Below are 20,268 nucleotides of genomic sequence, written 5' to 3'. Positions count from 1 at the left end.
ACGGCGGGAACGCGGTGAGACCGGTCGAGCCCGCGGGTGGTCCGGGGAGGCGGCCGGGTCGCCTCGCGGCGCGGGATCACCCGGCCGCGCTGCCCTCCATCCCGTCCGCCCCGGTCGTCCCGTCCGCCCGGACGGCGGCCCTGTCCGCACCCGTACGGCGCCAGGCGGGGCGGTCGGCGGTGAACGTGGCCACGCACCGCCCCGGGCCCTCGTGGAGCAGGGCGGTGCAGGCGCTCTCCGCGTCGGCCTCGACGTCGAACACGGCGAAGTCGGCGCGGCAGCCCGGTTCCAGGCGGCCCAGCCTGCCGGGTCCCTCGTCCAGGCCGAGGGCCCTGGCGCCGCCGAGGGTCAGGGCCTCCACCAGGAGCCGGTCCGTGCCGGGATCGCGGGCGAGCGCGCGGGCGAGCGCCAGTCCCAGGCCGGCCAGGGCGGCCGCGGCCGTGAGATCGGGGCATGCGTCGTGGCCCGCCCCCGGGCCGGTGCCTCGGCTGCTGTCCGGACCGATGTCCGGACCGATGTCCGGACCGATGTCCGGACCGATGTCCGGACCGGCGTCCCGGACGATGTCGGGACCGCCCTCCGGGCCGGGACGCGGGGCCGGGTGCGGGGCGGTGCCCGGGCCGGGGCGGGGAGCCGGACGCGAGGCGGTGTCCGGGTCGGGGACGACGCCGGCGATCGCGGTGACGCCGTGGGCGAGCGCCGGGGGGAGCCGGGGGCCGAGCCGGACGTGCGCGTCGACGAGTCCCGGAACGATCATGCCCGGCCAGCGCACGGGATCGAGGGCGGGGTAGAGGGCCTCGATCCGTCTACGGGGACCGATCCGGAGTACCCGGCCCGCGCGGACGGCCAGGGCGCCGTCTTCGATCGGCGGCCCGGAGACGGGCAGGAGGAGCGGGGCGGTGTGCACGGTGACGGCCTGGAGCGTGCCCGTGCCGACGCTCCGGTCGGCGCGCGCAGGCATGTCACCCCCAGCTGATCGTCCCGTTAGAGAGGTTACAGGGGTACGATCCGGATTTCTCCACTTTCATCCCTGTCTCTCGCTATGTGAGAGACAGGTGACCGGCGGGTGGGACCTGCTCACGGGTGGGACCTGCTCAGCCCAGCATCACGCCGAGGAACAGCGCCGCCAGCGCGGACAGGCCGCTGAGCGCGCCGAACGCGGCCAGGGCGCCCCGGGTCTTCGCGCGGGCGTGCAGGAAGGCGGTGACGCCGGAGACGACCACGACGGCCACCTTCACCTCCAGGGTGCGCCGGTAGGCGGGATCGTCGCCGATCCCGTCGAGCAGGTTCCACACGCCGGTGGCGAGCAGGATCGCGTAGGCGGGCCAGGCCACCCGGTCGAAGGCGCGGGCGGCGGCCTTGGTCACCCCCTCGCCGGTCGCGCGCAGCGCCGGGACGAGGAAGGCGAGGGTCAGCTGGCCGCCGACCCAGACGGTGGCGGCCAGCACGTGGAGGAAGACACGCAGGGTGTCCAGCGATACGGAGAGCACGTGGACACCGTAGTGTCCGCGCCTCCCGGCCCCTGTGCGGGGCCGGGACCGGGGGCTCCGGCGGACATCCGAAGACCGGCGCGGACCGCCGGGATCTAAAGACCCAGGTCCCGGCCGATGATCTCGCGCATGATCTCGTTGGAACCGGCCCAGATGCGGGTCACCCGGGCGTCCATCCAGGCGCGGGCGACGCGGTACTCCTTCATGTAGCCGTAGCCGCCGAACAACTGCACGCAGGCGTCCAGCACCTCGCCCTGCACCTCCGAGGTCCACATCTTGGCCTTGGCGGCGTCGACCGCGCCCAGCTCCCCCTCGGCGTGGGCCACCACGCACTGGTCCACGAAGGCCTGGGAGACCTCGACCTTGGTGACCAGGTCGGCCAGGACGAACTTGTTGTGCTGGAAGGAACCGATGGCCTGGCCGAACGCCCTGCGCTCCTTGACATAGGACAGGGTCTCGGTGAGCACCGCCGCCGCGTGCGCGAGGTTCGCCACCGCGGAGCCGAGGCGCTCCTGCGGGAGCCGCTCCATCATCGCGATGAAGCCCCGGTCGACCTCGCCGATCACGTTCTCGGCGGGGACGCGCACGTTCTCGAAGAACAGTTCGGCGGTGTCGGCCTCCGGCTGGCCCACCTTGTCGAGTTTGCGGCCCCGGGTGAAGCCCTCCATCCCGGTCTCGACCGCGAACAGCGTGATGCCCTTGGCCTTCTTCTCCGGGCTGGTGCGGGCGGCCACCACGACCAGGTCCGCGCAGTAGCCGTTGGTGATGAAGGTCTTGGACCCGTTGAGGATCCAGTCGGAGCCGTCGCGGACCGCGGTGGTGCGCAGCGCGGCCAGGTCGGAGCCGCCGCCGGGCTCGCTCATGCCGATGGCGGTGATCATCTCTCCGGAGCAGAAGCGCGGCAGCCAGCGCTTCTTCTGCTCGTCGGTGGTCAGTTCCACGAGGTACGGCGCGACCACGTCGTAGTGGATGCCGAAACTGGAGGAGAGGGCCGCGCCGACCCCGGACAACTCCTCGCCCAGCACGGCGTTGAAGCGGTAGTCCCCGGCCGCGCTCCCGCCGTACTCCTCCGGGACCTCCAGACCGAGGAAGCCCTGCCGTCCGGCCTCCAGCCAGACCTCGCGGTCGATCAGCCGGTTCTCGATGAACTCCTCGGTGCGCGGCGTGACCGACCGGGCGATGAACTCCCGGACCGACTCGCGGAACGCGTCGTGGTCGGGGCCGTAAACAGTTCGCTTCATGAAATGTCAGTATACCGACCGGTAGGTATGTTCCCGAGGCGGGATCGGCCGCTCCGCTTCCGCTCGGACGTGCCCGGAACGCCGCACCGGCGGTACGGGCGGGATGCGGATGACCCCGTACCGGCCTCCGATGGTCGCCTCCAGCCGCCTCGGTGTTCACCGGACGGTCATATGCCCATGTATAGACTCATCGTGATGAACGACTTCATGCGATGGATCGATCTCGAAGGCGCCGTCAACGTGCGCGACCTCGGTGGGCTCGCCACGGTGGACGGCGGGACCACGCGCTTCGGCCGGATCTACCGGTCGGACAATCTGCAGGGACTGACCGGGCGCGACGTCGAGCGGCTCGTCGCCGAGCTGAAGCTCCGTCACGTCATCGACCTGCGCTCCGGCCCGGAGGTGTTCATGGAGGGGCCGGGCCCGCTCACCCGCGTCCCCGAGGTGAGCGTCCACCACCACACGCTCTTCGCCGAGGGCGGCCGGCACACCGACGCGGAGGCCGACACCGTCGACGTCGACCGGGTGCTGCCCTGGCAGGAGCGGGTCGAGGAGGAGAAGCTGGCCGAGCTCCGGGTGACCGGCTTCTACTACGGCTACCTGCGCGAGCGCCCCGACTCGGTGCTGGCCGCCCTGCGGGCCATGGCCCACGACGACGGCGCGGCGATCGTGCACTGCGCGGCCGGCAAGGACCGCACGGGCGTCGTCTGCGCCCTGGCGCTGGAGGTCGCCGGGGCCACCCGCGAGGCCATCGTCGCCGACTACGCCGCCAGCGGCGACCGCATCGAGGCCATCATGGGCCGCCTGCGCGCCAGCAGCACCTACCGCGACGACCTCGACTCCCGCCCGGCCGACGAGCACCGGCCCCGGGAGAAATATCTGGAGCAGTTCTTCGGCGTGCTGGAGGACCGCTTCGGGGGTCCCATGGAGTGGCTCGCCTCCGAGGGCTGGACCGACGACGACACCCGCGCCCTGCGGTCCCGTCTGCGCGATTAGGGAAGGGACGCTCCGGGCGGCGCCACGAGGCGCCCCCGAAGGGTACGGTGCGGCGGACGCGCGGGCGTCCGGGCGGTCAGAGCGTGACGACCGCGCCCTCGGTGGCGGAACGGCGGGCCGCCTCCAGCACGGTGAGGGCGGCGACGACCTCCTCCGGATCGACCGGCGGCGGGGCGCCCTCGCGCAGGGCGGACGCCACGGACCGGTAGAAGGCGAGGTAGTCGCCCGGCTCGGTGCGGATCCGGCGGCCGGCCTCGTCGGTGCCCAGCACGCCCCAGCGGTCCTCGGGGTCGTCGCCGAAGCCGGCGGAGCCGGGTGCCAGGCCCGCGCGCAGCCGGTCCTCCTGGACGTCGAGGCCGTGCTTGACGTAGCCGGCCCGTGAGCCCAGCACCCGGAAGCGGGGGCCGAGCCGCGAGGCCACGGCGCTGGCCCACAGGTGGGAACGGGCGCCGCCCGCGTGGGTGAGGGCGATGAAGGTGTCGTCGTCGGAGGCGACCCCGGAACGGCGGACGTCGGCCTCGGCGTAGACGGACGTCACCGGGCCGAGCAGGCGCAGCGCCTGGTCGACCAGGTGGCTGCCCAGGTCGTACAGGAGGCCGCCGACCTCCTCGGCGCCGCCGAGCTCGCGCCAGCCGCCCTTCGGGACGGGCCGCCAGCGTTCGAACCGGGACTCCAGCCGGTGCACCGTGCCGAGCTCGCCGGCGGCGGCCAGCCGCTCGATCGTCAGGAAGTCGCCGTCCCAGCGCCGGTTCTGGAACACCGTCAGCATCCGGCCCCGCTCCCGCGCCAGGTCGATCAGGCCGCGGGCCTGGCGGGCGGTGGCGGACAGGGGCTTGTCCACGACCACCGGCAGCCCGGCCTTGAGGGCGGCCTCGGTCAGCGGGACGTGGGTGCGGTTGGGAGAGGCCACCACGACCAGGTCGACCGAGTCCCACAGCTCGGCGGCGTCGGGGACGACGCGCGCGCCGTACCGGGAGGACGCCTCGGCGGCGCGCCCCGGGTTTCCCGTCACCACTGCGGACAGCCGCAGGCCGGGTGTGGCCGCGATCAGCGGGGCGTGGAAGAACGCGCCCGCCACGCCGTACCCGATGAGGCCGACGCGCAGGTCAGTCATTGTGGCGATCCTCGCGTTCGGCGAGGAAGGCCTCGAACTGGGCGGCGAGCTCGTCGCCGGTGGGCATCTCGGCGGGCTCGGCGATGAGGTTCTCCCGCGCGGCGCCGGCCGCGAACGCGTCGTACTGCTGCTCCAGCCCGGCGATCGCGGTGGACAGCTCCTCCGAGGCCTCGATCTGCTCGGCGATCTCGGAGATGGTCTGCTCGGCGGAGGCGCGCAGGCCCTCCAGCGGGAACACCAGACCGGTGCCCCGGGTGACCTCGTCCAGGGCGGTCAGCGCCGCCGTGGGGTATTCGGCCTGGGCGAGGTAATGGGGGACGTGCACGGCGTAGCCGAGGGCGTCGTGGCCCGCCTCGCCGAGCCGGAACTCGATCAGGCCCGCCACGCTGCCGGGGACCTGGACCTTGCCGAAGGTGCTGGTCCGGCCGGTGATGAGCTCGGGACGGCTGGCGTGGGCGGTGACGCCCAGGGGGCGGGTGTGCGGGACGGCCATCGGGATGCCGTGCGCGGTCACCAGCCTGCCGACGCCCAGCCGGGTGGCGAGCTCGCCGAGGGCGGCGGCGAACAGCTCCCACTCACGGTCCGGCTCGGGGCCGGTGAGCAGCAGGAACGGGGTGCCGGTCGAGTCGTGGGCGAGGCGCAGCGCGATCTCGGGGACCTCGACGCCCGTCCACCGGTCGGTGTCGAAGGTCATGATCGGACGCCGGGAGCGGTAGTCGAGCAGCCGGTCCACGTCGAAGGTCGCGATGACCCGATGCTCCAGTTCGGTCAGCAGGTGACCCAGGGCGAGCCGGCCGGCCCCGCCCGCGTCCACGAACCCGTCGAAGTGGTAGAGGAGCACCGGATCGGTCAGCTCAGGGACGTCCTCACTGAGCCGGTAGAGATCCGTCGGGTCGAACACCGTTTCCAGCCTTTCGTCGATCGTCTCTTGAGAAGAACCCGCGGGGTGCCCGGCGCATTCCGCGGTCGCCGTGACTTCCGGTGACCCCGGCGATCCCTGGCGCCTTGCCGAGGGCGACGGTCCCCGTGCGGAACGGTCCCGCTACAGACGGTGCCCGCCCGCAGCGGAGGACCGGCGCTCGGACACCAGGGCTACGGAGGGTCAGACAAGAGGACTATCCGCAATGGTTTGGACATTAGGGTCCAACACTTAATACCTCATCATTCAATGACGTATAGGAAAACTTGTGCTTGTCGGCCATGCTGGGGAAGGTGGGAACCACATCTGCGCATCGATCCGATCGGCAATCCCTCCGGGTTCCGCCACTGCCGTGCCCCTTCCCCAGTGAGATCAACCCCTGCGTCGAAGAGGTGGACGAGGAGAGCCACGCCTGGCTCGCCGCCTCCCGCATGCTGGAGGGGGAGGGCGTGCTGGAGCACTTCCGGCGGTCCCGGATCGGCTGGCTGGCCGCCCGGACCAACCCGCTGGTACCGCGCGACAGCCTCCGCCTGATCAACGACTGGTACAACTGGCTGTTCGCCTTCGACGACGCCTTCTGCGAGTCGGAGACGATGGGCCACCGGGCGGCCGCGCTCGTGCGGGCGCTCCCCCCGCTCCTGGAGATCCTGGACGAGCGGCGCGAACCCGCGGCCGACGACCCCTTCGGCGCCGGTCTGCTGGAGCTGCAGCGCAGGATCGCCGGGGCCGGCACCCCCGCCCAACTGGAACGCTGGCGGACCACCGTCCGCGAGTACCTGTTCGCCCAGGTGTGGGAGGCGGGCAACCGCGAGGCGGACCTGATCCCCACCCCCGAGGACTACGTCCTGATGCGCCGCATCACCGGCGCGACCTACACCTGCTTCGCGCTGATCGACGTCGCCGGCGGGTACCGCCTCGAATCCGAGGAATGGTCCCATCCGGATGTCCGTACGCTCAGTGACCTCGCGTGCGACCTCATCGGCTGGGACAACGACCTGCTCTCCTACGCCAAGGAGCGCGGGAGGGACTCGGCCCGGCACAACCTGGTCACCGTCCTGCGCTTCCACCGGACGGGATCGCTCCAGAAGGCGCTGGACGAGGTGGCGTCGATGCACGGCACCGCCGTGGAGAACTTCGTCGGGACCCGCTCGTCCGTGCAGCGGTGGGCGTCGCAGCCCGTGCTCAGGTACGTGCGGGGACTGGAGCACTGGGTCCGCGGGCACATCGACTTCTCGCTCGGCAGCGCCCGCTACGTCCACGCCTGGCCGGAGGGGACGAGCTGGCCGGCACCGGACTGACCCGCCTCCCACGCCCGCCGACCGGGTGGCCCCGGCGCGGGACCCGGGTCACAGGTCCGGGCCGGCGTCCTCGCCGATCGCCAGCTCGATCAGCTCCTCGAGGTTGAGCCGCTTGCCCGCGGCGAACGCCGCCTCGTGGGCCTGCTCGCCGAGGAGCTTGCGGCACTCCTTGACGCACCGGTCGTGCTCGGCGTTGAAGAAGGGCGAGTTCATCTGGGGCATGCCGAAGGAGCGCCAGTTCTGCTGGCCCGCGCCGAGCAGCCGGGCCGCCAGGTCGGCCTGCCCCTGGTCGAGGACCAGCCGGGCGACGATCTCGATCACCAGGCCGATGCCGAGCACGTCGTGGAAGTAGCGCTTGAGGCGGAGCGACTCGCGGGCGTTGCGCAGCGCCTCGGTGGAGCGGCCCATCGCCTGCTGGGCCATCGCCAGGGCGTACATCGCGTAGGAGCGCAGCCACAGCTCGCCGCGCTGGGTGCACACCGCGATGCAGTCCTGCAGGAGGACCTCGGCCTCCGCCGGCTCGTTCTGCATCGTCAGCACCAGCGACAGCTCGACGATGGAGGGGAGCAGACCGGGGTTGAGCTCCCGCCCCGTCTTGTGGAACTCGATCGCCACCCCGAGCAGGGCGCTGGCCTTCTGCAGGTCGTTCTGGAGCACGGCCGCGGTGCCGAGCATCTTGGTCGCCAGGATGACCGCGCCCGAGTCGCCGACCCGGACCGCGTCCGAGCTGCACCGCTCGGCGGCCTCGACGGCGCCCGCGGTGTTGCCCTGGCCGCTGTGGACGTAGGAGAGCACCCACAGGGCCTTGCAGCGCACGGAGCTCGGCTGGGTGACCAGCTCCAGGGCCTTCTCCAGGTAGAGCCTGCCCTCGCGGGCCAGCCCGCAGGCCACCCACATGAACCAGAGCGACGACAGCAGCCGCAGCCCCGCCTCCGCCTCGCCCGGGGTGCGCAGGCAGTAGTCGAGCGCGACCCGGATGTTGTCGTGCTCGTGCCGCATCCGGACGAACCAGTAGACCTGCCGGGCCCTCGACCACGCCTCCTCGCCGCGCATGGCGAGCTGCAGGTAGTAGTCCCGGTGCCGCTCCTGGATCCGCTGCTTCTCGCCCAGCTTGTCCAGCCACTCCTCGCCGTAGCTGCGCAGGGTGTCGATCAGCCGGTAGCGGTGCCCGGAGGGGGTGCCCTCGCTCAGCAGGATGGACTTCTCCACGAGGCTGGAGACGAGGTCGGTGACGTCCTCGGCGGGCAGGCCGTCCCCGGCGCAGACGTAGCGGGCGGCCTCCAGCTCGAAGTCCCCGGCGAAGACCGAGAGCCGCGCCCAGAGCAGCCGCTCGGCGGGCTCGCACAACTCGTGGCTCCACCCGATCGCGGCGCGCAGCGTCTGGTGCCGGGGCAGCGCCGTACGGCTGGCGCCGGCCAGCAGGCTGAACCGGTCGGTCAGCAGCGCGAGGATCTGCTCCACCGACAGGGCCCGCAGGCGGACCGCGGCCAGCTCGATCGCCAGGGGGATGCCGTCCAGGCGGCGGCAGAGCTCGGAGACCGGCTCGATGTTGCGCTCGTCGAGCTCGAAGGAGGGCACGACCGCGCTCGCCCGAGCGGAGAGCAGCTGGACGGACTCGTTGGTGAAGACGTTCTCCCCCGGGACGTCGCCGGGAACGGCCAGCGGCGGGACGGAGAGGGTGTATTCGCCCTGCGCGTTCAGCGACTGGCGGCTGGTGGCCAGGATCCGCAGCCGCGGTGAGGTCTTCAGCAGGTCCTCGAACAGCCGGGCGCAGGCCTCGACGAGGTGCTCGCAGGTGTCGATGATCAGGAGGATCTCGCGGTCGCCCACCCACTCGGAGAGCGTCTCGTCGGCGGAGCGGGACGACTGGTCGGCGATGCCCAGCGCCGAGGTGATCGTGTGCCGGACCATCCCCGCGTCCTGCAGCCGGGCCAGGTCGGCGAACCACACGCCGTCGGAGAACTGATTGCGCACCATGTGCGCGATGCGCAGCGCGGTGCGGGACTTGCCCACGCCGCCGATGCCGGTCAGGGTGACCAGCCGCGTCTCGGGCTCCTGGAGCCGCTGCCTGAGGTTCGCCAGCAACCGGGTGCGCCCGACGAAGTTGGTGAGCTCGTTCGGGAGATTGCCGTCTCGCCGCCATCCAGCTGTTGGCGTTGCCATGGCCGCCTCACGGGGGGTAGCTGACACCTGCCCTGGCATCGTACCGCCTGGGTCGTTGGCTGTCCTTTGCGCGGAAATCATGGTGGAAGGCTTTGCTGACGGGGAAATCACCCGCCGCGGCGGGCTGGATAGCATGGGCCCGTGACAGAGCACCATCCAGACGATCTGCGCCCGGTCGACCTCTCGGAGGACGGCCCGGCCATCCTGCCCGACCAGACCTCCGACGACACCGATCTCGGGTGGGGCGAGTGGCGTGACTCCGGCGGCAACGACGACCGGCTGCTGGAGGACCGCCCGCCCCACTGGTGAGCGCGTCCCGCCGGCAGGGCGGTGGTGACGGATCCGGTCAGCGCTGTCCGGCCAGGGGGATTGTCGTGCGGAGCGCGCCGTCGTAGCTGCGCGCGCCGGAGAACGCCCCGGTGGCCTCGGCCAGTCCGTCGAGCACCGTGACCGCCTGCGCCCGGGCCGCGGCGTCCAGGTTGCGGGCGAGCGTCACGTGCGGGAGCCACTGTCCCGGCGCGTGCAGCGGGTTGCCGTCGCAGGAGCCGCCCAGCACCCGCCACACCCCCGCGTGTACGGCCAGCAGCCGGGCCTCCGGCACCACGCCCCAGGCCAGCACCCGCGCCCGCCCGGCGAACAGCAGCAGCGGCCCCAGCCTGACCGGCACCGGCAGGCCGCCGAAGGCCTCGGCGAACGCCATCGGCGCGTCGGGCGGCAGCCGTTCGCAGACCGCCAGCGTCAGGTGGGGGCGGTTGGTCGGGTGCGGGTGCCGCGCCTGGCTGGGCAGTCCCTCGGCCGCCAGCCGGTCCCAGGCCGCGCGCACCGCCGAGTCGAGCACGTCGTCGCAGGTCAGCTCGATGGTGTGCATCCGGCAACGGTAACGGGCGCACCGTGCCCGGCGGCGGATCCCTGCCCCGCGGGCGCGAACCTTTTGCGCGGACCGCCCGTCTCACCGTGCATGGGACCGGAGCACGGATGCGGAGGAGTCACCATGGCGGGCACGGGGCGGACGACGAATCGAATGGCGGCGGTGGCGGCCGGGGCGCTCGCCGCGGTCGTCCTGGCGGGCGGCGGCGCCGCCGGGGCGGCCACCGGGGCGGCCACTGCGGAGAAGCACGCGGGAGCGGGGGAGACCGGCTGGAAGCTGCCGAGGAACTTCCTGCTCCACGAGGCCCGGGCCCGCAAGCCGGTGGCGTACCCGGAGGAGGAGAAGTGGACGATCAGCGACCGGCACGAACGCCTCAGCCTCTGGCCCTGCGGCGTGGGCCGTTCCGAGGACCGGGGCCGGGTGAGCACCCGGACGGTCACCTACACGGCGCCGGAGCTCTACCGGGCCGAGCAGGTCGTGATCTACCGCTCCGAGCGGGCCGCGCGTGCGGCCATGGCCGACCTGCGGAGGCGGGCCGGCAGATGCGAGGCCGACGAGGGCGACCAGGTGGTCGCCAGGGGCCGGACGGAGAAGATCAGGGCGGGGGACCAGGCCGTCCGGGTGATCGTCCAGAACTACGACCGCGAGGGCGGGGGTCCCGCCATCGGCGGCCAGCGGGGCGTCGTCGTGCGCAAGGGCCGCGCCCTGGTGAGCTACGTGCACGCCGGGGAGTACGGCGGGGTGCGCGCCTCGGACTTCCACCGGCAGCTGAGGGACGCCCGGAAGATGGCGGTGAAGGTCTGCTCGCTGCCCGGCGTCTGCTGACCGGCGTCTGCTGACCGGCCGCCGTCGTCTTCGCCGCTCCGGCCGCGCAGGCGTCGTCCTGCGGATCCGGAGCGCGGGCCCTTCCGGGACCCGCGCTCCGGACGGACCTAGGAGACGACGTCCCTGCGCCGGAAGCGGCGGAAGGCGAAGGCGGTCAGCACGGCCGCGTAGGTCACCGACACGGCCACGCCCTTGACCATGCCGCCGAAGTCGGGCTCCGGCGCCAGGGCGTCCAGCCAGGCCGTGTTCCAGAACGTCGGCAGGAACTCCCGGAGCGAGCCGAGCGCGTCCACCGCCTGCAGGATGGTGCTCACGATCACCAGGCCGACCGCGCCGCCGACCGCGCCCAGCGGCGAGTCGGTGCCGACCGAGAGCAGGAAGGCCAGCGCGGCCACCACGAGCTGGCTGACCAGCACGTAGCCGATCACGACCCCGAACCTCGGCAGCACGTCCAGCGCGGCGATCGTCTCGCCCGTGCCGGGCACCCGGACGTCGTGCCAGCCGAAGGCCAGCGTCCCGGCGAGCAGCGCCATCACCGGCAGGCAGACCACCGCCGCCGCCGAGTAGCCCAGCGCGACGACCAGCTTCTGACGCAGCAGGCGGTCCCGGGGGATCGGGGCGGCCAGCAGGTAGCGCAGCGACGACCAGCCGGCCTCGCTGGCCACGGTGTCGCCGCAGAACAGCGCCACCGCGACGACCAGCAGGAAGCTCGCCGAGACCGAGAGCGCGAACGCGGCGAAGTTCAGGCCGCCCTCGGTCGCCAGGTCGGAGATGCGCAGGGACGATCCCCCGGGACCGCCCGACCTGACGCCGATCTTGAACGCGATCACCAGGACCCAGGGCAGCGCGAGCAGCAGCCCGAACATCACCATCGTCCGGCGCCGCCTGAACTGGCGGACGATCTCCACCGCCAGCGGCAGCGTGCGCCCCGCCGCGTAGCCCCGCGCCGAACCGTCGTCGTTCACGCCCCGCGCGCCGGTCCCCCCGGCCGCGCCGCCGGTGCCCCCGGTGGTGAGCGCCGTGCCGGCGCCGCCCGCGTCCTTCATGACTTCTCCCCGATCAGGTCCAGGAACACGTCCTCCAGGCGGGTGCCCGACCCGCCCGGCCCGCCCGCCGGCACGCGGTCGCTCAGCAGGTCGCCCACCGGGCCGGCCGTGACGAGCCGGCCGCGGTGCATGACCACCACGTGGCTGCACGTCTGCTCCACCTCGGCGAGCAGGTGGCTGGAGACGATGACGGTACGGCCCCGCGCCGCGTAGCGGATCAGCACCTCGCGCATCTCGCGGATCTGGGGCGGGTCCAGGCCGTTGGTGGGCTCGTCGAGCACGAGCAGGTCGGGCAGGCCGAGCATGGCCTGGGCGATGGCCAGGCGCTGGCGCATCCCCTGGGAGTAGGTCCGCACGGCGCGCTCCAGGGCGGAGCCGAGCCCGGCGATCTCCAGGGCCTCCTGAAGGTGGGCGTCGGCGGCGGGGCGGCCGGTCGCCTTCCAGTAGAGCTCCAGGTTCGCCCGGCCCGACAGGTGCGGCAGGAACCCGGCGCCCTCCACGAACGAGCCCAGCCGGGACAGGACGGGCGCACCGGGCACGACCCGGTGGCCGAAGATCCTGATCTCGCCCGCGTCGGGGTGGATCAGGCCCATCATCATGCGCATCGTGGTGGTCTTGCCCGCGCCGTTGGGACCGAGCAGCCCGAGCACTTGGCCCTGCTCGACGGTGAACGACAGGTCGTCCACCGCCCGCTCGCCGTTGCGGTAGGCCTTGGTCAGCCCCTCGATCCGCAGCGGCACCGCGTCCAGGGCGGGGATGTGCTCGCGGGCGGGGCGGCGGCGGCCGGTGAGGATCAGCGCCGCCGCGGCGACCAGCGCGGCCAGCGGCAGGGCCCAGGTCCACCAGGCGGGGCCGGTGGCCGGGGTGCGCAGCGCGGCGTGCACGGGCGCGGTGAGCTCGGGGGAGGCCAGGGCGACGGTGTAGACGGCCGGGGCCGCGGGGGTGCTGTAGCCGAGGTCGGTCGTGGTGAGGGCGACGCGGAGCCGGTGCCCGGCCTCGAAGCGGTGGTCGACGGCGGGCAGGGTGACCGTGGCCTCGGCGGTGCCGCCCTCGGGGACGGTGATCCGCACGGGGGCGACCAGCCCCTCGGGCAGGATCGGCGCGGAGGCGCCGCCGTTCACGTCGTACAGCTTGGCGAACAGCGTCACGTCCCTCCCGGCGCCGGCCTTCTCCGCGTCCCCGGCCTTCTCCGCGTCCCCGGCCTTCTCCGCGTCCCCGGTGTCCTCGGTGTCCTCGGTGTCCCTGATGTCCTCGGCGTCCCCGGTCCTCCCGGCGCCGCCGCCGGAGGCGATCCCGACCCGGACCCGGACGGTGGAGCTCCCGGTGACCTGGAGCGGGGCGCGCAGGGGAGCGGACTCGAAGGCCGCGCTCTGGCCCGCCATGTCGACCGACACGCTCAGGTTGCCGGAGCCGGTCAGGCCGCCGAAGCCGGGAACGGCCGAGATCGAGGAGGGGGAGCCGCCGGGCGGGTTGGCCACCGGCTGCTCGGGGCCGGCCAGGGGGACGGCGGTCGTGGAGGTGCCGGACAGGCCCGGGTAGGCGCCGGCGGTGGCGTGCAGCCGGACCGGGCGGCGGGTGCCGGGGTCGCGGCCGCCGTCACGGGTGACGGTGAACACGCCGACGCCGGGCGGCCCGGCGGGGGCGCCCGCTCCGGCGGACGCGGCGGCCGTGTTCCCGGAGGCGCCCGCGGAACCCGCCGCGGCGTCCTTCAGGTAGTGGTCGAACCAGCCCAGGGTCTGCTCGTGGAGCCAGTCGATCTCGCCGTCACCGCCGTCGTGGCCGCCGTCGAACCAGGCGACGTGCACCGGCGTGCCGGTCGCGGCGATGGCGCGCGCGTTGGCGTCCGCGTGGCCCAGCGGGAACAGCGAGTCGCGCTGCCCCTGCAGCAGCAGGGCCGGGACCCTGATCCTGCCCTGCACCGAGATCGGGCTGGACCTGCGCAGGGTCTCCACGGCGGCGGCGGTGGCCCGGCCGGTCTCGGCGACCTGCTGGTACATGTCGCAGATCTCCGGCAGGAACCGGCCGCACCGGACCTCCTCGGCCGTCGGCGGCCGGGCCGCCCGGCGGTCCTCCCCGGCCCCGGCGGACCCGCTCCCGTCCTCGCCGTCCTGCCCGTCGCGGGAGCCCTGCCCGCCCTGCCCGCCCTGGCCGGAGAGGGCCGCCAGGCCGTCGCCGGGCTGCGGGCCGCCCCGGCTGAAGAACAGCCCGGCCCACATGCGCTTGAACACGCCGCTCTCCGGGCCCTGCCCGGTGGCGTTGGGGAACAGCGCGTCGGCCAGGTCGTACCAGGTGATCTGGGGGACGATCGCGTCGACGCGGTCGTCGTGGGCGGCGGCCATCAGCGCGATGGCGCCGCCGTACGACCCGCCCGCGATGCCCACGCGCGGGTCGCCGCCCGCGTCGAGCCGGACCTCGGGCCGCTTCGCCAGCCAGTCGACCAGCTGCCGGACGTCCTTGACCTCGTAGTCGGGGGAGTTGAGCGCGATCTGCCCGGTGGAGCGGCCGAAGCCGCGCGCCGACCAGGTCAGCACGGCGTAGCCCTCGCGGGCCAGCCGCAGCGCGGCGTCGCGGACGCTCTGCTTGCTCCCGCCGAAACCGTGCGCGAGCAGTACCGCGGGGGCCTTCCCGCCCCCGGCGGGCGGGAAGAAGCTCGTGTCGAGCACGACCCGCTGGTCGTCGGCCGGGCCGTCGACCACGGTGATCATCTGGTTCTGGACCCGCACCTGCGGCTCCGACGGCCACACCAGCCACACCGCGACGCCGGCGACGAGCACGGCGGCCACCGCGATCCAGACGGTCGCCCTTCCCCTGAGCTTCATGGGCTGGAGCCTACTGTCCGAAACCGGATGCTCCCTGAGAGGAATCTCAGGCGGACGGCCGGTCCGGCCGTGTGGGCGGACTTTCCCGGCCGGATATCGGCCGCGCGCCACCGGGTCCTGAGGGCGTCCGTATCCCGCCGCGCGGGGTCGGGCCGTTGGCGGGAGCCGCCTCGCCGTTCAGAATCGGGTGATGAGCGATGATCACCGTTATGTCGGGGCGCGGGTCCCGCGCCGGGAGGACGCCCGGCTGGTGACCGGGCGGGCGCGGTTCGTCGGGGACGTGCGCCTGCCGGGCACGGCGCACGCGGTCGTGGTGCGCAGCCCGGTCGCGCACGGGCGGCTGACCCGGTGCGACGTCAAGGCGGCGCTGGCCGCCGACGGGGTGCTGGACGTGCTGACGCCCGCGGACGCCGCCGGGGTGCGGCTGCCGTGCGTGGCGCTCGCCCCCGGCCAGCGGATGGCGGACTACCCGGTGCTGGAGGAGACGGTCCGCTACGCCGGGCAGCCGGTCGCCCTCGTGGTGGCGCGCAGCGAGGCGGCGGCCCGGGATGCGGCCGAACTGCTCGACCTGGACTTCGAGGAGCTGCCCGCGGTGGTCGGCGCGCACCTCGCGCTGGCCGCCGGCGCGCCCCTGCTCCACCCGGAGTGGGGCTCCAACCTGGTCACCGACTTCGCCCTCGGGGACCCGGCCGACGAGTGCGAGGCCGTCTTCGCCGCCGCCGGGCACGTGGTCGAGCTGACGACCCGGCTGGGCCGGGTCGCGCCGTACCCGGTGGAGCCGCGCGGCGTCGTGGCCTCCTTCGAGGACGGCGCGCTGACCGTGTGGACCTCCACGCAGGCGCCGCACCACGTCCGCGACCACGTCGCCGCCGCGCTCGGGCTCGGCTTCGACCGGGTGCGCGTGCTGGCGTGCGACACCGGCGGCGGCTTCGGCGGCAAGGAGCACGTCTACCCCGACGAGACGCTGGTCTGCCTGGCGGCGGTACGGCTGGGCCGCCCGGTGCGGTGGACCGAGTCGCGCGCCGAGCACCTGACCGCCACCCTGCCGGCCCGCGACGCCGTGCACCGGGCCAGGCTCGCCTTCGACGGCGACGGCCGGTTCCGGGCGCTGCACTGCGACATCCTCGGCGACCTGGGCGCGCACCCGTCCAACGTGGGCATCTCCCCGATCGCGGTCACGGCGGTCTCGCTGCCCGGGCCGTACCGGTTCGACCGGGCGGGCGCGCGGGTCCGCGCCGTGGTGACGACCACCACGCCGACCGGCTCCTACCGGGGGTTCGGGCAGCCCGAGGCGACCTGGACCCGGGAGCGGCTGGTGGACGAGGCCGCCCGGCGGCTGGGCGCCGACCCCGTCGAGCTGCGCCTGCTCAACCTGCTCCGCCCCGACGAGCTGCCGCACACCTCCCGGACCTGGCAGCCCTACGACTCCGGGGACTACCCGGCCGCGCTGGAGAGGCTGCGGGCGATGGTCCGGGAGGGCCGGCCGGCGCGCCCGGCCGACGGGCGGCGGCGCGGGATCGGGTTCTCCTGCCACGTCGAGTCCACCGGCATGGGTCCCTCGGAGGCGATGCGGCAGGCGGGCATCCAGTCGGGCGGCTACGAGACCGCGGTGCTGCGCATGGAGCAGGACGCCTCGGTGGTGGTCGCCTGCGGGGTGGCGGCCATCGGCCAGGGCATCGAGACGGCGCTGGCCCAGCTGGCCGCCGACCACACCGGGGTGCCGCTGGAACGGGTGCGGGTGCTGCTGGGGGACACGGCGGCCACGCCGTACTCGCCGGTGGGCTCGATCGCCAGCCGGTCGCTCGCGCTGGGCGGCGCGGCGTTGATCGGCGCGGCGGCGCGGCTCCGCGAGAAGATCGTCGCGATCGCCGCCCACCAGCTGGAGGCGGCCCCCGGCGATCTGGAGGTGTCCGGCGGCGCGGTGCGGGTCAAGGGGGACCCGTCGGCCCGCCGCACGCTGGCGGAGATCGCGCTCTCGGCGTGGCGGGCCTGGGACCTGCCGGAGGGAATGGCACCGGGGCTGGAGGAGCGGGTGACCTACGATCCGGCGGCCTACACCTACGCCTTCGGCGCGCACGCGGCGGCGGTGGCCGTCGACCCGGAGACGGGCGCGGTCGAGGTGGAGGGCTACTGGGCGGTCAACGACTGCGGCGTCGTGGTGAACCCGGCGATCGTCGAGGGGCAGATCCGCGGCGGCGTCGTGCAGGGCATCGGGATGGCGCTGACCGAGGAGGTCGTGTACGGGCCCGGCGGGCAGCCCGCCGCCGACTACCTGCCGCCGTACGCGCCGGACGCGCCCCCGGTCGAGGTGGCGCTGATGCGGACGCCGTCGGCGGTGACGCCGGGCGGCATGAAGGGGGCGGGGGAGGCCGGGATCATCGGGCCGCCCGCGGCGGTCGGCAACGCCGTGGCCGCCGCGCTCCCCGAGGCCGCCGACCGGATCACCGCCACCCCCCTGACCTCCGCCGCGGTCTGGTCGGCGCTGTCCGAGCCGGGGGGCGGGTAGGGCCGGAGGCGGGCTCCCGGCCGGGCGGCGGCTCCGGGGGCCGCCGCGTTCCGCGCCCCGTCCGCGACACGGTCCCGACGCCGCCGGGACCGCCGCGCCGTACCGGAACAGGCATAACTTGAGGTCTTCTGGCGAAACCCGGGGATGTCCCCGATTGCGGTCTTCGTAAACGCCAGGCATCATTTCGACGCGTGAAGCCTGCAGCGAGCTTGAGAAGAAGAGCCACGTCGGTCGTCCAGTGGGCCCTGCCGTACTGGACCCGGGGGAAGGCAGGCCGGGAGACGCCCGCCGACCTGTTCCGCGTCCTGTACCTCGGGTGGGTGGTCGCCTTCTCCTTCAAGGTGCTGGGGGCGTCCTGGGACGTCTCCTGGCACTTCAAGTGGCTCCGCGACGACCTGGCGCCGCCGCACCTGCTCAACAGCGTCGGCACCGCCATCGTGGTCGCCCTGACCATCGTGCACGTCTACACCGGCTACGGCGTGGACCGCACGGCGCAGCGCCTCATCCAGTGGGGCACCGGCCTCTTCCTGGTCGCCGTGCCGCTGGACCTGATCAACCACCGCGTCAACGGGCTCGACATCACCTCGTGGAGCCCGTCGCACATGCTGCTGTACATCGGCACGTTCTTCATGATCTGCGGGGTGATCCGGGGCTGGTTCGTCGGCGCGCCCCCCGGTCGCACGCGCACGCTCGTCCTCGGCGGGCTGTTCGTGTTCATGTTCGAGAACGTCTGGTTCCCCGCCCAGCACCAGGAGTACGGCGTCTTCGCGATCAGGTCGTGGGACGCGGGCAAGCCGGAGGCCGAGCCGATCCTGCTGCAGTTCGCCGCCGACCAGATGGGCCGTGGGGTGGACCGGGAGATGGCGGTCAACTTCGCGCTCCCGGTGCCCGACCAGGTCTACCCCCTCTACGGGGTGGTCGCCGCGATGATCGTGCTGGTCTTCGCCCGCGCGATGATCGGCCGCAGGTTCGCCGCCACCGCCGTGGTCGGTGCCTACGTGGCCTACCGCGCGCTGATCTGGCCGATCCTGGCGGTGGCCGACTTCCCGCGCTCGGCGGTTCCGGTCTTCCTGATCGCCGGGGCGCTCGCGATCGACCTGGCGTTCCTGATCCGGATCCCCGTCGTCCGGGCGCTGGCCGGTTCGCTCGTCGCCACCCTCGCGGTGGACCTGGCGCTCCGCTCGCAGCACTTCTGGGCGTCCCCGCCGCTGATCTCCCCGGCGACCATGGCCGCCGGCGGGGCCGCGCTCGCCGCCCTGTGGCTGGGCGGCGAGTGGTTCCTCGGCCGCCACGGGCTGCGGGCCGCCGAGGAGAACGAACCTCAGGAGATGGTCGCCGTGGTCAGCGCCACGGCCACCCCGTAGGCGAGCCCCATCACGGTGAGCTCGGCCGCCGCCCACGCGGCGACCGCCGTGGCCTCCTGCCGCTCGACGCGCGGCAGGAGGCGGAACCGGATGTGGGCCGCGAGCGGGACGAGCAGCGCCACGCTCGCGGTCTTGGCCACCACGAGCAGGCCGTACTCGCTGGTCAGCAGCGAGCCGGGCAGCGCGGTGCCGGGGGTCAGGGCGATCGTGGCCAGGCCGTTCACCAGTCCCGACAGGGCGACCACGGCGAGCGCGAGGCTCGCCAGCCGGGAGAACCTCGGCAGGACCTCGGCCAGCAGTCCGCGGTCCCGCGCGACCAGCAGCATGACCATGAGCAGCCCGCCGGTCCACGCCGCCGAGCCCATCACGTGCAGCTCCATCGAGATCATGATGGGGTCGTGCCAGACCGAGTCCACCGCGTGGCCGGTGACCGGGATCGGCAGCAGGCCGAACAGGGCCACCAGGATCCGCAGCTCGGCCGGGACCTTCTCGCCGAACCGCACGGCCAGCAGGCCGATCCCGGCGTAGGCGAGCGCGCAGGCGGCGCTGAACAGCATGCCCTGGCCCGCGCCCACGTTGTCGACGTACTCGGCGATCATGCCGGGGGTGGGGACCGACCCGGGGTTCAGCTCGGCGGTCTGGAACACGATGACGGTCAGCGCCAGCAGCGCCCAGGCCCAGGCGAACGAGACGGCCATCGGCCGGGCCCGGCGCATCACCGGCTCGGTGCGCTCGGGCTCGTCGAACCCGAGCAGCTTCGGCAGCAGGCTCAGCCCGACCACCGCGACCGCCGCCAGGTCCAGCAGCACCCGCAGCACCGGCAGGCCGTAGGCCACCACCGGGCCGGGCAGCTCGATGCCGGGCACCGGCTCCTCGGCGCCGAGCGCGGTGGCGACGACCACGGCGAGCAGCGCCCCGGAGACGAGCCCGCCGGCCAGCAGCCTGCGGACCGCGACCGCCTCGGGGGCGCGTTCTGCGACGGCGGTCACGGCGCGTCCGTCCGCTCACGGGTGCGGCGCATCGCCACCACGGTCGCGCCGCCCAGCAGGACCAGGGCCGCGGCGATCCAGACGACCGCCATCCCGGCGCCGCCGTTCTGCGCGGCCTCGGCCGCCTGCGCGCTCAGACCGGGGTTCTCCGCGGGGTCCTGCGCGGCGGCACCGGAGGCGGCGGGCACGGCGGGGGCCGACGCGGCCGGGACCGGCTGCGCGGAGCCCGGCCCCGGGGCGGTCAGGGTGAAGGCCACCTTGCCGGAGACCGGGTGGCCGTCGGAGGAGAGGATCCGGTAGCCCACGACGTACTCCCCGGCCGGGCCGAGGGGCCTGACCCCGACGCTGACCTTCGCGCCGTCGACGGCGGTCTTCCCCTCCTCCCACCGGGTGCCGTCCGGGCCGGTCAGGGTGATCTGCGCGAAGCCCTGCCGCGCGGGCTGGTCGAAGGTGAGCGTGATCCTCTCCGGCCCGGCGGCGATCGAGGCGCCGTCCTCGGGATCGCTGCCGATCAGTACGTTGTGGGCCTGGGCCGGGGCGACCGCGCCGAGCAGCGCGGCGCAGGCCAGCAGCAGGACCGTGAGTGACCGCCTCAACGATCGAGACCTTCCGTCGGGTTCGTCATGACCC

17 protein-coding genes are annotated in these 20,268 nt (G+C 73.9%); 6 read left to right on the top strand and 11 right to left on the bottom strand.

From position 1 onward, the window contains the following. Positions 1–76 precede the first annotated feature (76 nt). From IEZ06_RS15500 to IEZ06_RS15490, 3 genes are all read right to left on the bottom strand, one after another. Positions 77–961, bottom strand: coding sequence for an amidohydrolase family protein (locus IEZ06_RS15500; protein ID WP_189237395.1), 885 nt, complete (start codon positions 959–961; stop codon positions 77–79). 133 nt (positions 962–1,094) lie between these two features. Then, entirely contained in the window at positions 1,095–1,490 is a 396-nt protein-coding gene (locus tag IEZ06_RS15495) for a hypothetical protein (RefSeq protein WP_189237394.1), read from the bottom strand. Between the two features lie 95 nt (positions 1,491–1,585). Next, complete coding sequence (locus tag IEZ06_RS15490) at positions 1,586–2,731, bottom strand: acyl-CoA dehydrogenase family protein (RefSeq protein ID WP_189237393.1); 1,146 nt, start codon at positions 2,729–2,731, stop codon at positions 1,586–1,588. A 195-nt stretch (positions 2,732–2,926) separates the two neighbouring features. On the opposite strand from IEZ06_RS15490, the gene IEZ06_RS15485 reads away from it, so the two are divergent. Beyond that, the gene (locus IEZ06_RS15485) at positions 2,927–3,727 is read left to right on the top strand and encodes a tyrosine-protein phosphatase (protein WP_189237392.1); all 801 of its coding nucleotides are present in this window, start codon (positions 2,927–2,929) and stop codon (positions 3,725–3,727) included. A 76-nt stretch (positions 3,728–3,803) separates the two neighbouring features. Here IEZ06_RS15485 and IEZ06_RS15480 read toward each other — a convergent pair whose 3' ends face one another. Beyond that, positions 3,804–4,841, bottom strand: a complete 1,038-nt coding sequence (locus IEZ06_RS15480) for a Gfo/Idh/MocA family oxidoreductase (RefSeq protein ID WP_189237391.1) — start codon at positions 4,839–4,841, stop codon at positions 3,804–3,806. Continuing rightward, positions 4,834–5,742 carry a proteasome assembly chaperone family protein gene (locus IEZ06_RS15475; RefSeq protein WP_189237390.1) on the bottom strand — a complete coding sequence of 303 codons (909 nt, stop codon included), beginning with the start codon at positions 5,740–5,742 and terminating at the stop codon, positions 4,834–4,836. The genes IEZ06_RS15480 and IEZ06_RS15475 overlap by 8 nt, the downstream gene beginning before the upstream one ends. A 410-nt stretch (positions 5,743–6,152) precedes the next feature. Here IEZ06_RS15475 and IEZ06_RS15470 point away from each other — a divergent pair, with 410 nt between their 5' ends. Next, positions 6,153–7,058: a terpene synthase family protein gene (locus tag IEZ06_RS15470; protein WP_189237389.1), complete on the top strand. Its 906-nt coding sequence runs from the start codon at positions 6,153–6,155 to the stop codon at positions 7,056–7,058. A 48-nt stretch (positions 7,059–7,106) separates the two neighbouring features. Here the strand turns inward: IEZ06_RS15470 and IEZ06_RS15465 are convergent, their stop codons facing one another. Then, positions 7,107–9,221, bottom strand: coding sequence for an ATP-binding protein (locus IEZ06_RS15465; RefSeq protein WP_189237388.1), 2,115 nt, complete (start codon positions 9,219–9,221; stop codon positions 7,107–7,109). 141 nt (positions 9,222–9,362) lie between these two features. On the opposite strand from IEZ06_RS15465, the gene IEZ06_RS15460 reads away from it, so the two are divergent. Continuing rightward, entirely contained in the window at positions 9,363–9,530 is a 168-nt protein-coding gene (locus tag IEZ06_RS15460; protein ID WP_189237387.1) for a hypothetical protein, read from the top strand. A 37-nt stretch (positions 9,531–9,567) separates the two neighbouring features. On the opposite strand, the gene IEZ06_RS15455 is transcribed toward IEZ06_RS15460, so the two are convergent. Beyond that, positions 9,568–10,089 (bottom strand): 2'-5' RNA ligase family protein, encoded by a 522-nt coding sequence (locus IEZ06_RS15455; protein ID WP_189237386.1) that lies wholly within the window; start codon positions 10,087–10,089, stop codon positions 9,568–9,570. A 123-nt stretch (positions 10,090–10,212) separates the two neighbouring features. Between IEZ06_RS15455 and IEZ06_RS15450 the strand changes: the two genes are divergently transcribed. Beyond that, complete coding sequence (locus IEZ06_RS15450) at positions 10,213–10,914, top strand: hypothetical protein (protein ID WP_189237385.1); 702 nt, start codon at positions 10,213–10,215, stop codon at positions 10,912–10,914. A 107-nt stretch (positions 10,915–11,021) separates the two neighbouring features. Here the strand turns inward: IEZ06_RS15450 and IEZ06_RS15445 are convergent, their stop codons facing one another. After that, complete coding sequence (locus IEZ06_RS15445) at positions 11,022–11,960, bottom strand: ABC transporter permease (RefSeq protein ID WP_189237384.1); 939 nt, start codon at positions 11,958–11,960, stop codon at positions 11,022–11,024. Next, positions 11,957–14,779 carry an alpha/beta fold hydrolase gene (locus IEZ06_RS15440; protein ID WP_189237383.1) on the bottom strand — a complete coding sequence of 941 codons (2,823 nt, stop codon included), beginning with the start codon at positions 14,777–14,779 and terminating at the stop codon, positions 11,957–11,959. Before IEZ06_RS15440 ends, IEZ06_RS15445 begins: the two co-directional genes overlap by 4 nt. 190 nt (positions 14,780–14,969) lie before the next feature. Here IEZ06_RS15440 and IEZ06_RS15435 point away from each other — a divergent pair, with 190 nt between their 5' ends. Then, on the top strand, positions 14,970–17,285 hold the full coding sequence (locus IEZ06_RS15435) for a xanthine dehydrogenase family protein molybdopterin-binding subunit (RefSeq protein ID WP_189237382.1): 2,316 nt from the start codon (positions 14,970–14,972) through the stop codon (positions 17,283–17,285). Between the two features lie 191 nt (positions 17,286–17,476). Then, positions 17,477–18,649, top strand: coding sequence for a hypothetical protein (locus tag IEZ06_RS15430; RefSeq protein ID WP_189237381.1), 1,173 nt, complete (start codon positions 17,477–17,479; stop codon positions 18,647–18,649). On the opposite strand, the gene IEZ06_RS15425 is transcribed toward IEZ06_RS15430, so the two are convergent. Continuing rightward, positions 18,607–19,638: a CopD family protein gene (locus tag IEZ06_RS15425; RefSeq protein ID WP_189237380.1), complete on the bottom strand. Its 1,032-nt coding sequence runs from the start codon at positions 19,636–19,638 to the stop codon at positions 18,607–18,609. The two genes, IEZ06_RS15430 and IEZ06_RS15425, sit on opposite strands and share 43 nt — an antisense overlap. After that, on the bottom strand, positions 19,635–20,234 hold the full coding sequence (locus tag IEZ06_RS15420) for a copper resistance CopC family protein (RefSeq protein ID WP_189237379.1): 600 nt from the start codon (positions 20,232–20,234) through the stop codon (positions 19,635–19,637). Before IEZ06_RS15420 ends, IEZ06_RS15425 begins: the two co-directional genes overlap by 4 nt. Between the last annotated feature and the right edge of the window lie 34 nt (positions 20,235–20,268).

Source organism: Planomonospora antibiotica (assembly GCF_014647955.1).
GTDB classification, from domain to species: domain Bacteria; phylum Actinomycetota; class Actinomycetes; order Streptosporangiales; family Streptosporangiaceae; genus Planomonospora; species Planomonospora parontospora.
The sequence above is the reverse complement of the archived record's forward strand: the minus strand, read 5'-3'. Positions and strand labels throughout refer to the sequence as shown.